12 protein-coding genes, 1 rRNA gene and 1 riboswitch are annotated in these 13,834 nt (G+C 71.2%); of the genes, 1 reads left to right on the top strand and 12 read right to left on the bottom strand.

All coding sequences use genetic code 11. The annotated features are described in order from the left end of the window. Positions 1-46: 46 nt before the first annotated feature. Complete coding sequence (gene gcvP / locus AB0O40_RS02010; protein ID WP_365034637.1) at positions 47-2,932, bottom strand: aminomethyl-transferring glycine dehydrogenase; 2,886 nt, start codon at positions 2,930-2,932, stop codon at positions 47-49. 190 nt (positions 2,933-3,122) lie between these two features. Beyond that, a riboswitch (glycine riboswitch) is annotated at positions 3,123-3,221 on the bottom strand. Between the two features lie 114 nt (positions 3,222-3,335). Between gcvP and AB0O40_RS02005 the strand changes: the two genes are divergently transcribed. Then, positions 3,336-3,719: a PRC-barrel domain-containing protein gene (locus AB0O40_RS02005; RefSeq protein WP_365034635.1), complete on the top strand. Its 384-nt coding sequence runs from the start codon at positions 3,336-3,338 to the stop codon at positions 3,717-3,719. On the opposite strand, the gene AB0O40_RS02000 is transcribed toward AB0O40_RS02005, so the two are convergent. From AB0O40_RS02000 to rrf, 11 genes are all read right to left on the bottom strand, one after another. Continuing rightward, positions 3,629-5,107 (bottom strand): DNA polymerase IV, encoded by a 1,479-nt coding sequence (locus tag AB0O40_RS02000; RefSeq protein ID WP_365034633.1) that lies wholly within the window; start codon positions 5,105-5,107, stop codon positions 3,629-3,631. The two genes, AB0O40_RS02005 and AB0O40_RS02000, sit on opposite strands and share 91 nt — an antisense overlap. A gap of 76 nt (positions 5,108-5,183) precedes the next feature. Then, positions 5,184-5,816 (bottom strand): MerR family transcriptional regulator, encoded by a 633-nt coding sequence (locus AB0O40_RS01995; RefSeq protein WP_365034631.1) that lies wholly within the window; start codon positions 5,814-5,816, stop codon positions 5,184-5,186. 186 nt (positions 5,817-6,002) lie between these two features. After that, positions 6,003-6,476: a bifunctional nuclease family protein gene (locus AB0O40_RS01990; protein WP_365034629.1), complete on the bottom strand. Its 474-nt coding sequence runs from the start codon at positions 6,474-6,476 to the stop codon at positions 6,003-6,005. Positions 6,477-6,529: 53 nt separating this feature from the next. Further along, positions 6,530-7,273, bottom strand: a complete 744-nt coding sequence (locus tag AB0O40_RS01985; RefSeq protein ID WP_365034627.1) for a MerR family transcriptional regulator — start codon at positions 7,271-7,273, stop codon at positions 6,530-6,532. A gap of 46 nt (positions 7,274-7,319) precedes the next feature. Further along, complete coding sequence (locus AB0O40_RS01980; RefSeq protein ID WP_365034899.1) at positions 7,320-8,252, bottom strand: FHA domain-containing protein; 933 nt, start codon at positions 8,250-8,252, stop codon at positions 7,320-7,322. An 82-nt stretch (positions 8,253-8,334) separates the two neighbouring features. After that, complete coding sequence (locus AB0O40_RS01975) at positions 8,335-9,123, bottom strand: DUF881 domain-containing protein (RefSeq protein ID WP_365034626.1); 789 nt, start codon at positions 9,121-9,123, stop codon at positions 8,335-8,337. 5 nt (positions 9,124-9,128) lie between these two features. After that, positions 9,129-9,461: a small basic family protein gene (locus AB0O40_RS01970; protein WP_003970459.1), complete on the bottom strand. Its 333-nt coding sequence runs from the start codon at positions 9,459-9,461 to the stop codon at positions 9,129-9,131. Then, positions 9,458-10,354: a DUF881 domain-containing protein gene (locus tag AB0O40_RS01965; protein ID WP_365034624.1), complete on the bottom strand. Its 897-nt coding sequence runs from the start codon at positions 10,352-10,354 to the stop codon at positions 9,458-9,460. Before AB0O40_RS01965 ends, AB0O40_RS01970 begins: the two co-directional genes overlap by 4 nt. An 87-nt stretch (positions 10,355-10,441) precedes the next feature. Then, positions 10,442-12,937 carry a mannose-1-phosphate guanyltransferase gene (locus AB0O40_RS01960; protein ID WP_365034622.1) on the bottom strand — a complete coding sequence of 832 codons (2,496 nt, stop codon included), beginning with the start codon at positions 12,935-12,937 and terminating at the stop codon, positions 10,442-10,444. Positions 12,938-13,032: 95 nt separating this feature from the next. After that, positions 13,033-13,623 (bottom strand): CDP-alcohol phosphatidyltransferase family protein, encoded by a 591-nt coding sequence (locus AB0O40_RS01955; protein ID WP_365034620.1) that lies wholly within the window; start codon positions 13,621-13,623, stop codon positions 13,033-13,035. Between the two features lie 118 nt (positions 13,624-13,741). Then, positions 13,742-13,834: ribosomal RNA gene (rrf, locus tag AB0O40_RS01950) — 5S ribosomal RNA — on the bottom strand; the annotation flags it as partial.

The raw sequence follows: 13,834 nt of genomic DNA, 5'->3' as shown, positions 1-13,834 counted from the left end.
CCGGGCCGGCCCCTTACGTCGTCCACCGCCCGCCGGGCGGCAGCGGTCAGTTGTCGTACTCGTCCAGCGGCGGGCAGGAGCAGACCAGGTTGCGGTCGCCGAAGGCGCCGTCGATCCGGCGCACCGGCGGCCAGTACTTGTCCGCCGGGGAGACGCCGGCCGGGAAGACCGCCTCGTCACGGGTGTACGGGTGGTTCCACTCGCCGCCCAGCGCCGCCGCGGTGTGCGGGGCGTTGTGCAGCGGGTTGTCGTCGGCCGGCCACTCGCCGCCGGCGACCCGCTCGACCTCGCCGCGGATCGCGATCATCGCGTCGCAGAAGCGGTCCAGCTCGTACAGGTCCTCGGACTCGGTGGGCTCGATCATCAGCGTGCCGGCCACCGGGAAGGACATGGTCGGCGCGTGGAAGCCGTAGTCGATCAGGCGCTTGGCGATGTCGTCGACGCTGACGCCGGTCTCCTTCGAGAGCGGACGCAGGTCGATGATGCACTCGTGCGCGACCAGGTCGCCCGGGCCGGTGTAGAGCACCGGGTAGTGCGGCTCCAGGCGCTTGGCGATGTAGTTGGCGCCGAGCACCGCGACCTGGGTGGCGCGCTTGAGGCCCTCGCCGCCCATCAGCCGCACGTACGACCAGGAGATCGGCAGGATGCCGGCGGAGCCCCAGGGGGCGGCCGAGATCGGGCCGACACCGGTGGCCGGGCCGGCGGTGGGCTGCAGCGGGTGGTTCGGCAGGTACGGCGCGAGGTGCGCGCGGACGCCGACCGGGCCGACGCCCGGGCCGCCGCCGCCGTGCGGGATGCAGAAGGTCTTGTGCAGGTTCAGGTGCGAGACGTCGCCGCCGAAGTGACCCGGCTTGGCCAGGCCGACCAGGGCGTTCAGGTTGGCGCCGTCGACGTAGACCTGGCCGCCGGCCTCGTGCACCTGGGCGCAGATGTCGGCGACGTGCTCCTCGAACACACCGTGCGTGGACGGGTAGGTGATCATCAGTACCGCGAGCTCGTCGCGGTACTGCTCGATCTTGGCGCGCAGGTCGTCCGTGTCCACCTCGCCGTCGTCGGCGGTCTTGACCACGACCACCTTCATGCCGGCCATCACGGCGCTGGCGGCGTTGGTGCCGTGCGCGGAGGACGGGATCAGGCAGATGGTGCGCTGCTCGTCGCCGTTGGCGCGGTGGTAGGCGCGCACGGCCAGCAGGCCGGCCAGCTCGCCCTGGGAGCCGGCGTTGGGCTGGATCGAGACCTTGTCGTAGCCGGTGACCTCGCAGAGACGTTCCTCCAGCTCGTTGATGAGCGTGGCGTAGCCCTGGGCCTGGTCGATCGGCGCGAAGGGGTGCAGCTGGCCGAACTCGGGCCAGGTGACCGACTCCATCTCGGTGGTGGCGTTGAGCTTCATCGTGCAGGAGCCCAGCGGGATCATGCCCCGGTCCAGCGCGTAGTCGCGGTCCGCGAGCTTGCGCAGGTAGCGCAGCATCGCGGTCTCGGAGCGGTGCTGGTGGAAGACCGGGTGGGTCAGGTAGCCGTCGGTGCGCAGCAGCGCCTGCGGCAGGGCGTCGCCGGTGGCGGCGTCCAGCGCCTCGAGGTCGGCCTCGGCGCCGAAGGCGGCCCAGACCGCGGCCAGCTGCTCGCGGCCGGTGGTCTCGTCACAGGACATCGAGACGTGGTCGGCGTCGACGAGGTACAGGTTGACCCCGCCCTGGCGGGCGGCGGCGACGACCTCGGCGGCGCGGCCGGGGACGCGCGCGGTGAGGGTGTCGAAGTAGCTGCCGTGCACCAGCTCCACACCGGCCGCCGTCAGGCCCGCGGCCAGCAGGGTGGCGTAGCGGTGGGTGCGCTGGGCGATCTGGCGCAGGCCGTCCGGGCCGTGGTAGACGGCGTACATGCCGGCCATCACGGCCAGCAGCACCTGCGCGGTGCAGATGTTGCTGGTGGCCTTCTCGCGGCGGATGTGCTGCTCGCGGGTCTGCAGCGCCAGGCGGTAGGCCTTGTTGCCGTCCGCGTCCACGGACACGCCGACCAGGCGGCCGGGCAGCGAGCGGGCGTGCTTCTCCTGGACGGCCATGTAACCGGCGTGCGGGCCGCCGAAGCCCATCGGGACGCCGAAGCGCTGGGTGGTGCCGACGGCGATGTCCGCGCCGAGGGAGCCCGGCGAGGCCAGCAGGGTCAGGGCCAGCAGGTCGGCGGCGACGGTGACGATCGCACCCAGGCCGTGCGCCTGCTCGATGACCGGCTTGATGTCGCGGACCGCACCGGAGGCGCCCGGGTACTGGAGCAGCACGCCGAAGACGCCGCGCTCGGCGATCTCGGCCGGGATGCCCGCGGAGAGGTCGGCGACGACGACCTCGACACCGGTCGGCTCGGCGCGGGTCTCGATCACCGCGATGGTCTGCGGCAGCGCGTCGGCGTCGACGAGGAAGACCCCGCCCTTGACCTTGCCCACGCGGCGGGCCAGCGTCATGGCCTCGGCCGCGGCGGTGCCCTCGTCCAGGAGGGAGGCGCCGGAGGTCGGCAGCCCGGTCAGGTCGGCGACCACGGTCTGGAAGTTGATCAGCGCTTCCAGCCGGCCCTGGGAGATCTCCGGCTGGTACGGCGTGTACGCGGTGTACCAGGAGGGGTTCTCCATGACGTTGCGCAGGATCACCGGCGGGGTGAAGGTGCCGTAGTAGCCGAGGCCGATCATCGGCGCCAGCACCTCGTTGCGGGCGGCGAGGGAGCGGAGCTCGGCCAGCACCTCGGCCTCGGTGCGGGCACCGGGGAGGTTCAGCGCCTCGGCGCTCTTGATCACGTCCGGCACAGCGGCCGCCGTGAGCTCGTCGAGCGAGCCGTAGCCGACCTGGGCGAGCATCTTGGCCTGGGCCTCGGCGTCGGGGCCGATGTGGCGCTGCTCGAAGGGGATGCCGCGCTCCAGGTGGGAGAGCGGAAGACGACTGGCGGTCATGGGCGGAGGCCTCCTGGTCTGACGACCTGCGAGGGGTACCACGGCGCGGGCACCCGAACGGCCTCCCCCTCTGTCATCTCAACCTGAGAGCTTCACCGGCAGACCCCGAAGAGGGCATGCCGGCTTTCACCGTCGGTGAGGAGGGGTTCCGGCACACCGGTCCGACGCCCGCCCTGCTTTCCAGAGTGGCCTCATCCGTGCGGTACGTCTGCCTGAGAGATTCCGGGGAGGATTTGCTCCTTCGGCGCCTCCGGTGAACTGGATCGGAGGACTCTCCCGCGCGGGGTCAACAGCCGGAAACCAGACTACCAGCGAGGTTCCTGGGACCTCCCTCGAGTGGCCCCCTCTCCGAATATGCACTTTTGTAGTCTTTACGGAGGAGTTGCGACCAAATGGAGGGACCGTGCAGACCGACATCGATCCGCGCAGCCTGATCGGCCGCAAGGCGTTCGACCGCAATGGCACCAAGATCGGGACCGTGGACGAGGTGTACCTCGACGACGCCACGGGCGAGCCGGAATGGGCCGCCGTCCGCACCGGTCTCTTCAGCCGGGACGCCTTCGTCCCCCTGGAGCCCAGCGAGGTCGTGGGCGACACCCTGCGGGTGCCCTTCGAACGCTCCCTGATCAAGGACGCCCCCGACTTCGGCGTCGGCCGGCACCTCTCCCCCGAGCAGGAACTCCAGCTCTACCACCACTACGGACTGGACGTCTCACTGCCCGGCGAGGTCTCCGCCGCCGCCCCCGACCGCGACTTCGGCCGGCTCGCCGGCGACGACGGGGCCTGAGCCGGCCGCCCCGGATCCACCAGCGGCAGCGGGTCGGACGGCACCAGCTCCGGATCGTCGACCTTGAACGTACGCACCCGGCCCGGCTGCGCCGAGCCGGGCTCCTCGAACCGGACGGTCACCCGCCCCACCCCGCTGCCCTGCACCCAGCCCGCGCCGTACTCGCTGTGCCGGACGTCGCTGCCGGCCGGCCAGCGCCGCTCCGGCGCCGGCTCCTCCTCGGCCGCCGCCACCGGCCCCTCGGCCCCGCCCGGACCCGGCGCAAGGCCTTCCGGGGGCGCCCCCGGCTCCCCGGCCGCGCCCTCCGCCGAGGCCTCGGCGAACTGCGCGAACAGGTCCTCCTGGGTGTAGTCGGCCAGCCCGGAGACGCCCACCCCCAGCAGCCGCACCCCGCCGGTGGTGTCCACCGCGTCCAGCAGCCGCCCGGCCGCCTCCCGCACCACCGCAGGGTCGTCCGTGGGCCCCCGCAGCGTCTCGGAGCGGGTCAGCGTCGAGAAGTCGAACCGCCGCACCTTCAGCACGATGGTCCGCCCCGAGTGCCCCGAGCCGCGCAGCCGCTGCACGCACCGGTCCGCCAGCCGCTGGACCTCGTACCGGATCCGCACCCGGTCGTGCAGGTCCACGTCGAAGGTGTCCTCCACCGACACCGACTTCGCGTCCCGCTCCGCGACCACCGCGCGGTCGTCCCGGCCCAGCGCCATGCGGTACAGCGCGACCCCGTGCGCCCGGCCCAGCAGCCGCACCAGCTCGTCCTCGCCCGCCTCGGCCAGCTCCCCCACCGTGGTCATCCCGGCCCGCCGCAGGTGCTCCCCCGTGGCCGGCCCCACGCCCGGCAGGGTGCGCACCGGCATCGGTGCCAGCAGCTCCCGCTCGGTCCCCGGGGGTATCAGCACCAGCCCGTCCGGCTTGGCCTCCTCGGAGGCGATCTTGGCGAGCATCTTCGACCCGGCCAGCCCCACCGACCCGCTCAGCCCCGTCACCGCCCGGATGTCCGCCCGCAGCCGCTCCCCGGCCGCCCGCGCCCCGGCCTCGTCGAAGGCCACCCCGCCGGCCTCCAGGTCCACGAACGCCTCGTCCAGGCTCAGCGGCTCCACCAGCGGCGACAGCCCCCGCAACAGCTCCATGACCTGGTCGCTGACCGACCGGTAGAGGTGGAAGCGCGGGTAGAGGTACGCGCCGTTCGGGCACAGCCGCCGGGCCTGCGCCGTCGGCATCGCCGAATGCACCCCGAACCGCCGCGCCTCGTACGAGGCCGTGGCCACCACCCCGCGCGGCCCCAGCCCCCCGACGATCACCGGCTTCCCGCGCAGGCTGGGCTTGGACGCCTGCTCCGCGGCGGCGAAGAAGGCGTCCATGTCCAGATGCAGGATGGTCGGTGCGGCTCTCACGACGCTGATGCTGCCTCACGCCACTGACAACGCCCCGCAAGACCCTCCGGGGCGGCCCGGGGGCCGGCCCCGGGGCTCAGACCGCCCGGTTGCGGCGGCGGGCCAGCTCGTCGGCCGGGTTGTGGCCGACCAGGGTCTCGCCGGTGTCCACCCGCTCGCCGTGCAGCTGGGACAGGGCGTGCTCCACGTCCCGCCAGACCACGCCCACCGCGATCCCGAAGACGCCCTGACCGCCCTGGAGCAGTCCCACGACCTCGTCCGGGGAGGTGCACTCGTAGACGGTCGCGCCGTCGCTCATCAGCGTCATCCGGTCCAGGTCGGAGAAGCCCCGGGCGCGCAGGTGCTGGACGGCGGTGCGGATGTTCTGCAGCGCCACCCCGGTGTCCAGGAAGCGCTTGACGATCTTCAGGACGACGACGTCCCGGAAGCTGTAGAGCCGCTGGGTGCCCGATCCGTAGGCCGGACGCACGCTCGGCTCCACGAGCCCGGTCCGCGCCCAGTAGTCCAGCTGCCGGTACGTGATACCGGCCGCGGCACAGGCCGTCGGCCCCCGGTATCCGATCCCCTCCGACGCCGGGTCCTCGTTGACCACTGCGGGTTCCTGCCGGCGCGCGGAGCCCACCGCGCCGCCGTAGAGCGGGTACGGCCCGCTGTCCCCCGCACTCCGCGCGGGGGTGCCCCCGGTCGTACCGTCGCCGCTGATTCTCACGCCGACCCTCCGTCCTTGACCTGCCCAACTCGACGGTAGGCAGTCACCAGGGGTGCGTCAACGATCGCCACACTCGGCACGCCGAGTGATAATCACCCTGAGAGTGGTTTCGCGTACCTCTCCGCGGGAAAGGCTACTCGAATGCCTTGAGCAACCATGGAGCGCTTCTCAGCCGCTCCCGGCGCCTCAGCCGCTCCCCGTGCCGAAGTCCTCCGGGGAGATCTGGTCCAGGAACTCCCGGAACTTCTCCACCTCGTCCTCCTGCTCGTCCGGAATCGCGATGCCGGCGTCGTCCAGCACGCCGTCGCTGCCGTAGATCGGCGTCCCCGTGCGCAGCGCCAGCGCTATGGCGTCGGACGGCCGCGCGCTCACCTCCACGCCGCTGGCGAAGACGAGCTCCGCGTAGAAGACGCCCTCCCGCAGGTCCGTGATCCGGACCTCGCTCAGCTCCTCGCCCAAGGCGTCCAGGACGTCCTTGAAGAGGTCATGGGTCAGCGGCCGCGGCGGGGCCATGCCCTGCTGTGCGAAGGCGATCGCGGTCGCCTCTCCCGGACCGATCCAGATGGGAAGGTACCGGTCGCCTCCCACTTCACGCAGGAGCACGATCGGTTGGTTGGAGGGCATTTCCACCCGGACACCCACAACGTCGAGCTCGTTCACACAGCAACCCTAGGACCTGCCGTGCGGGTTTGGGTAGTCGGGCACCCCCCGGGTCAGTGCAGCCGCACCCCGAGGGCGCTCTCCACCAGGGCTCCGTGCAGCCGCACGGACAGCCCGGCGAGCTCTTTCATGGTCGCTTCGGCGTGCGCCCTGGTCTGCGGGTTGCGGTGCCGGCGCAACGGTGCCACCACCTGCTCCACCAGGCCCGCCTCCCGCTCCGCGGCCGCCTTCATGGCCCGCAGGTGCCGCGGCTCCACACCGAATCGGCCCAGGTCGGCCACGAGTTTGGCGACGGTCAGCGCCTCCGCCTCGAAACCGCCGTCGGCCGACTCGGCCAACAGGCCGTACGACTCCCACTCGGCGAGCTGGGCCTCGTCCACCTCGGCCGCCGCCAGCAGCTCCGCACGGCCGACCCTGGCCACCGTGGGCCGGTCCGCACCGCCGTCGATCACCCCGAGCACGGCATCGCCCTGCGGCGAGGGCGCGGGAATCCTGACCGGCTCGCCCCGGTCCGCGGCGTCCAGCTGCTCGCGGATCACCTTCAGCGGCAGGTAGTGGTCGCGCTGCAGCCGCAGGATGCGGGCCAGTCGCGTCACGTCGTCGGGGCTGAACTTGCGGTACCCGGACGGCGTGCGCCGGGGCTCGACAAGCCCCTCGGCCTCCAGGAACCGGATCTTCGAAATGGTCACTTCGGGAAACTCGTCCCGCAGCTGGTTGAGCACCGAACCGATGCTCAACAGCCGCCCGGCCGAGCCGGCGGTGCCGTTTCCGGCACCGCCCGTCGGTGTACGCAGCATGGACCTTCCCTGGGGGTCGCTCCCCCCGGACCCGTCCGGGGGAAGGTCAGATGCCTCGCTGGGACGCGTAGAAGACCAGCCGGTACTTGCCGATCTGCACCTCGTCACCGGCGGTGAGCACGACCGAGTCGATCGGCTCCCGGTTGACGTACGTGCCGTTCAGGCTGCCGACGTCCGAGACCGTGAAGCGGCCGTCCTGGCCCCTGCGGAACTCGACGTGCCGCCGGGAGACCGTGACGTCGTCCAGGAAGATGTCGCTCTGCGGGTGCCGTCCGGCCGTGGTCAGCTCGCCGTCCAGGAGGAAGCGGCTGCCCGAGTTCGGCCCGCGCCGCACGATCAGCAGGGCCGAGCCCGCCGGCAGGGCGTCCACCGCGGCCTGGGCCTCGGGAGACAGGGACGGCAGGGCGTGCTGGCCGGTCATCTCCGCCTCGTAGGCCTCCAGGCCCGAGATCGAGATGGTCGACGTGGTCTCCGAGGCACGCTCCGGCGTCAGACCCGGCCGCAGCGGTGCGCCGCAGTTCGAGCAGAAACGGCTGTCCTCGCCATTGCGGTGCCCGCACCTGCCGCACACCAACATGGACGGCTCCTCGCGCCGCGGCTGCCCCGCGGAGGCATGGGTGGCGTACGGATCGGGGGCAAACCCTCCACCCGCACTTGAGGTTGATGGTTCACCGAAACCTATGCGTCCGGACCCTGCCGGGTCAACGGACGACGCGCCCGGCGCGCCCGGAATGTCACCGGACCCCGCGACCTCGTCACGGAACAGCGGGCGATCGCCCTGCTGCTCCGCGTCACCGTGACGCGCGGCGCGGTGCTTGTTGCCGCTGTCCTCACGCGCCTTCTTGCCGAACAACTTCTCAAACAACTTCACGGGCGATTCCCCTTGACCGAAACAGACCCGCCCGTGGGGCAGGACGAACCCTGAATGCACACACCTGCCGACCCGGACATTCTCACAACGTCCGCAACCACCAGACAGTTTCCACCACGCACCACCCGATCGGTGCGCCGACCCCCCGCAAGCCTCCGCCCACGTGGGCCGCACCACACTGCGCCCCGCCTCACGACGATGACGACCGAGCGTAGTCAGGCTGCTTCGCCGCCCGCAAGGCGTCGACGACGATCTTCGCCGACTGCTCCACGGATGCGGTGGCCTGCTCCTTCTCCAGGGTCTGGATGACCCCTCCCGGGATGTTCAACGCCGGCTCCAGGTCCTGCGGCTTGCCGATGACCTTGAACTCATAAGGCTGTGTGATCTTCCGACCGTCGACGGAGATCCCGCCGTCCGCATCGGCGAAGTACGTGTCGGCGACCACCCGCACGCCGTTGACCTGGATCGCCTCGGCCCCGGCCGCCCGCAGCTCCTGGACCGCGTCCAGCAGCATGTCGGGCTCCACGAGGTGCTTGGCGTCACCGACCCGCAGCGTGATCCCGGGCCCCTCCGCCGCGACCGAGCCCGCCAGGATGCCCAGTTGGCGCTCCTTCTCCACGGTCTGCTTGCGGGCCTCCTCGGCCTGGTCCGAGCTGGTCTCCAGCTCCCGCTTCTGGTCGTCCAGCCGCTGCTTCTCGTCCTCCAGCCGCTTCGTCCGGCCGTCGAGTTCGTCGAGGATGCGGACCAGGTCCTCCTGACGGGCCCCGCGCAGCGCGTTCGAGTCGCTGTTGGACCGCACCTGGATGGCCAGCCCCAGCCCCAGCACGAACAGCAGCAGCGCCACGACCAGTTGCGCACGGGTCACCCGCGGCGGCCACAGCCCCGCGGCCAGCCGCTGCCGCCCGGTCTGCTGCTCCGGTGCCGGCGGCGGGACGGGCACGCCGTCCTCGGGCCCCTGCGGGGCGGTGTTCTCGCTCATCGGCCTCACGCCCGGAAGACGTGCCGGCGGATGGCCGCCGCGTTGGAGAAGATGCGGATGCCGAGCACGACCACCACACCCGTCGACAACTGGGCGCCCACGCCGAGCTTGTCACCGAGGAAGACGATCAGCGCGGCCACCACCACGTTCGACAGGAACGACACCACGAAGACCTTGTCCACGAAGATCCCGTCGAGCATCGCCCGCAGACCGCCGAACACCGCGTCCAGCGCGGCCACGACGGCGATCGGAAGGTAGGGCTCGACCACGGCCGGCACCTCGGGCCGGACCAGAAGTCCGACCACCACGCCCACCACGAGGCCCAGTACGGCGATCACGATGCACCCTTCTTCGGTTCTGCGGTACGTACGATCAGGCTCGACGCGGCCGGCAGCCGTACGTCGTCCTCCTTGGAGACGCTGAAGCGGATCCCGTAGTTCTCCTGCAACACGTGCAGGTACTGGCCGTCCACGCTGTCCTGGAAGTCCGTGCTCAGCCGGTTCTTGTCCCCCACCGCCAGCACCTCGTACGGGGGCACCAGCGGCCGGTTGTCGACCAGTATCGCGTCACCCGCCGCGCGGATCGCCGACAGCGAGGTCAGCCGCTGCCCGTTGATCGACACGGCCTCCGCCCCGGCCTGCCACAGGCCGTTGACGATCCGCTGCATGTCCCGGTCCCGGACCCGCCCGGTGTCCGAGAAGCCGCTGCTCTCCCGGGGACCCCCGCCACTCTGGTCCACGGCGCCCTTGGCGTCGTCCACCGTCAGCTTCAGGCCCGGACCGTGCACCTCGGTCGCCCCCGACAGCAGCGCGACCAGTTCGCCCTGGTCACCGCCGTGCTGCTTGAGCGCCTCCCGCTGCCGGCCGGCCACCTCGGCGCGCAGCCCCTCGATGTCCTTCTCCAGGCCGTCGGCCTTGGCCGTGGCCGCATCGACCCGGCTGATCAGCTCCTCGCGCTCCTTGGCGATCACCGGAGCCGATATCCGCGCCTGCGCGGCACCCAGGGTGACGACCATCGCGGCCAGCACCAGGCCGGCCGCCAGCCCGAGCTTCGCCTTCAGCGTCCGGGGCAGTCCCGTGGTGCCCTCGGCCGCCCGGCGGGCCGACGCCTCGGCGTATCCCTCGTCCAGGCTGTGGTCCATCACGTGCGTCAGCAGCGACATGGACGCGTCCGGACGCGAGGGCCCGGGGGCCGAGCTCCGGTGGGGGGGCGGCTGCGACATGCGGCACATCGTCGCACGTCGTACGCGCCGACACCGAATGCACCCGCAACGCGGGCCGGGACGGCACCCACCGCCGTCCCGGCCCGCCCGCGGCACCTACCGGCCGGCGCCCTCGACGACGGCCGACCACTCGTCCAGCAGCGCCTGCGCCGAGGCGTCGTCGGGCCCCTCGGCCCACAGGTGCGTCACGGCCTCCGCCGGGTCCGGCAGCACCAGCGCCCAGCGCCCGTCCGCCTCGACCACCCGGACACCGTCCGTCGTGTCCACCGTGCGCTGCCCGGCCGCCTCCACGACCCGGCGCATGACCAGGCCCTTCACCGCCCAGGGCGTGGCCAGGTCGCGCTTGAGGACATGGGCTCGCGGTATCCGCGCATCGATCTGGCTCACCGTGAGCTGCGTCCGCGCCACCAGACCGATCAGCCGCACGAAGGCCGCCGCCCCGTCGAAGACACTGCTGAACTCGGGCACGATCAGCCCGCCCCGCCCGTCACCGCCGAAGATGGTGGTCTCCGCCCGGCCCACCCGGGTCAGGTCGTCGGGCGAGGTGGTCGTCCACTCGACCTGCGTGCCGTGGTACGCCGCCACCTGCTCCGCGATGCGCGTGGTGGTCACCGGCAGCGCCACCTTGCCGCTGCGCCGCTCGGCCGCCACCAGGTCCAGCATCACCAGCAGCGCCCGGTCGTCCTCGATGATCCGGCCCCGCTCGTCGACCAGCGAGATCCGCTCGCCGACCGGGTCGAAGCGGACCCCGAACGCGGCCCGCGCCGAGGCGACCATCTCGCCCAGCCGCACCAGGCCCGAGCGCCGGGACTCGGCGGTCTCGGTGGGCCGCGCCTCGTCGAGACCCGGGTTGATCGTCAGCGCGTCCACCCCGAGCCGGCCCAGCAGGCTGGGCAGCACCAGGCCGGCGCTGCCGTTCGAGGCGTCGACCACGACCTTCAGCCCGGACTCCGCGATCCCCGTGATGTTCACCCGGCGCAGCAGCGACCCGGTGTACGAGTCGAAGACGCTGGAGGGGAACTGCAGGTCGCCGATCTCACCCGGGAACGCCCGCCGGTACTCCTGGCGCGCGTAGACCCGGTCCAGCTTGCGCTGCCCGGCCGCCGAGAGGTCCGCGCCCCGCTCGTCGAAGAACATGATGTCGACGGAGTCCGGCACCCCGGGACTGGTCCGGAGCATGATCCCGCCGGCGCTGCCGCGCGCGGTCTGTTGCCGGGCCACCGGCAGCGGGACGTTCTCCAGGTCGCGCACGTCGATCGCACTGGCCTGCAGCGCCGAGATCACGGCGCGCTTGAGGGCGCGCGCGCCGCGGGAGTGGTCGCGCGCCGTGGTGACGGTCGCCCCCTTCTTGAGCGTGGTCGCGTACGCCCCGGCCAGCCGCACCGCCAGCTCGGGGGTGATCTCCACGTTCAGGATCCCGGAGACGCCACGGGCTCCGAAGAGGTGCGCCTGGCCCCGGGACTCCCAGATGACGGAGGTGTTGACGAAGGCGCCGGCCTCGATCGTCTTGAAGGGGTAGACGCGGACGTTGCCCTGGATGATGGACTCCTCGCCCACCAGGCACTCGTCGCCGATGACGGCGCCGTCCTCGATCCGGGCGGCCCGCATGATGTCGGTGTTCTTGCCGATCACGCAGCCGCGCAGGTTGCTGTGCTGGCCGATGTACACGTTGTCGTGGACCACGGCCCGGTGCAGGAAGGCACCGCTCTTGACGACCACGTTGGAGCCGACGACCGTGTGCTCGCGGATCTCGACCCCGGCCTCGACCTTGGCGTAGTCGCCGATGTAGAGCGGGCCGCGCAGCACGGCGTCGGGGTGCACCTCGGCGCCCTCGGCGACCCAGACGCCCGGGGAGATCTCGAAGCCGTCCATCTCGACCTCGACCCGGCCCTCGAGCACGTCGGCCTGGGCCTTCACGTAGCTCTCGTGGGTGCCCACGTCCTCCCAGTAGCCCTCGGCCACGTAGCCGTAGATCGGCCGGCCTTCCTTCATGAGCTGCGGGAAGACGTCGCCGGACCAGTCCACCGGGACGTCGGGCTGGACGTAGTTGAAGACCTCGGGCTCCATGACGTAGATGCCGGTGTTCACGGTGTCCGAGAACACCTGGCCCCACGTCGGCTTCTCCAGGAAGCGCTCGACCTTGCCCTCTTCGTCGACGATGGTGATGCCGAATTCGAGGGGATTGGGCACCCGCGTCAGGCACACCGTGACCAGGGCGCCCTTTTCCTTGTGGAAGCGGATGAGGTCCGTCAGGTCGAAATCGGTGAGCGCGTCACCGGAGATCACCACGAACGCGTCGTCCTTGAGGGCTTCCTCGGCGTTCTTGACGCTGCCGGCGGTGCCGAGCGGCTTTTCTTCGTTGGCGTACGTGAGCTCCATGCCGAGCTCCTCGCCGTCACCGAAGTAGTTCTTGACCAGGGAAGCCAGGAACTGGACGGTGACCACGGTCTCGCTGAGCCCGTGGCGTTTGAGCAGCCTGAGCACGTGCTCCATGATCGGTCGGTTAGCCACCGGCAGGAGCGGCTTGGGCATGCTCGAGGTCATGGGGCGAAGGCGGGTGCCTTCGCCGCCGGCCATCACGACGGCCTTCATGTCGGAGCGGTCCTCCTTGAAGAGACGACGGTCCAGCCGATCAGACCCCACCCGGCCAGACGGCGCCTCGAGTCCTCGCTGACTTCGAGACGGGCTCAATCGGCCGTGGCGTCCGCCTTGACCAGGCGGCGGACCTGAACCACGTAAAGGATCCCTGCCCACCAATAGAGGGTTGTACCCCATCCGGCGAACGCCCATCCGAAAATGGACGCGGTCCACGCGAGCCATCCGCTGCCATCACTCAGGAGCAGCAACGGGAAGGCGTACATGAGGTTGAAGGTGGCCGCCTTCCCGAGGAAGTTCACCTGGGGCGGCGGATAGCCGTGGCGGCGCAGGATGAGCACCATCACGGCCAGCATCGCCTCGCGTGCGAAGAGTGCCGCGGTGAGCCACAGCGGCAGGATCTCCCGCCAGGTGAGGCCGATGAGCGTGGACACGATGTACAGCCGGTCCGCGGCCGGGTCGAGCAGCCGGCCGAGGTTGCTGATCTGGTTCCAGCGCCGGGCGAGCTTTCCGTCGAGGTAGTCACTCACTCCGCTGAGCATGAGCACGAAGAGCGCCCAGCCGTCCTCTTTGGTCAGAATGAGCCAGAGGAACACGGGCACGCCGACGAGGCGGGCCATGCTCAGGATGTTCGGAATGGTGAGGATTCGGTCCGTCTGGACCCGTGTCTCCTGGACCTCCACCCGGGGGCCTCCACTGGGAAACGTATGAACGATGCCCCCTGACCCTACAGGAGAACATCCGTGCCCAGAACGCAGAAAAGCCCCGCACCAGAAGGTGCGGGGCTTTCCCACAATGATTGTTCGGCGGCGTCCTACTCTCCCACAGGGTCCCCCCTGCAGTACCATCGGCGCTGAAAGGCTTAGCTTCCGGGTTCGGAATGTAACCGGGCGT

Source organism: Streptomyces sp. NPDC089919, from assembly GCF_040684615.1.
Classification (GTDB): domain Bacteria; phylum Actinomycetota; class Actinomycetes; order Streptomycetales; family Streptomycetaceae; genus Streptomyces.
The sequence above is the reverse complement of the archived record's forward strand: the minus strand, read 5'-3'. Positions and strand labels throughout refer to the sequence as shown.

Coding starts and splice junctions, on each gene's coding strand:
- gcvP (WP_365034637.1), bottom strand. CDS start 2,932: ATGACCGCCAGTCGTCTTCCGCTCTCCCACCTGGAGCGCGGCATCCCC.
- AB0O40_RS01985 (WP_365034627.1), bottom strand. CDS start 7,273: ATGCTGCGTACACCGACGGGCGGTGCCGGAAACGGCACCGCCGGCTCG.
- AB0O40_RS01975 (WP_365034626.1), bottom strand. CDS start 9,123: ATGAGCGAGAACACCGCCCCGCAGGGGCCCGAGGACGGCGTGCCCGTC.
- AB0O40_RS01965 (WP_365034624.1), bottom strand. CDS start 10,354: ATGTGCCGCATGTCGCAGCCGCCCCCCCACCGGAGCTCGGCCCCCGGG.
- AB0O40_RS01960 (WP_365034622.1), bottom strand. CDS start 12,937: ATGAAGGCCGTCGTGATGGCCGGCGGCGAAGGCACCCGCCTTCGCCCC.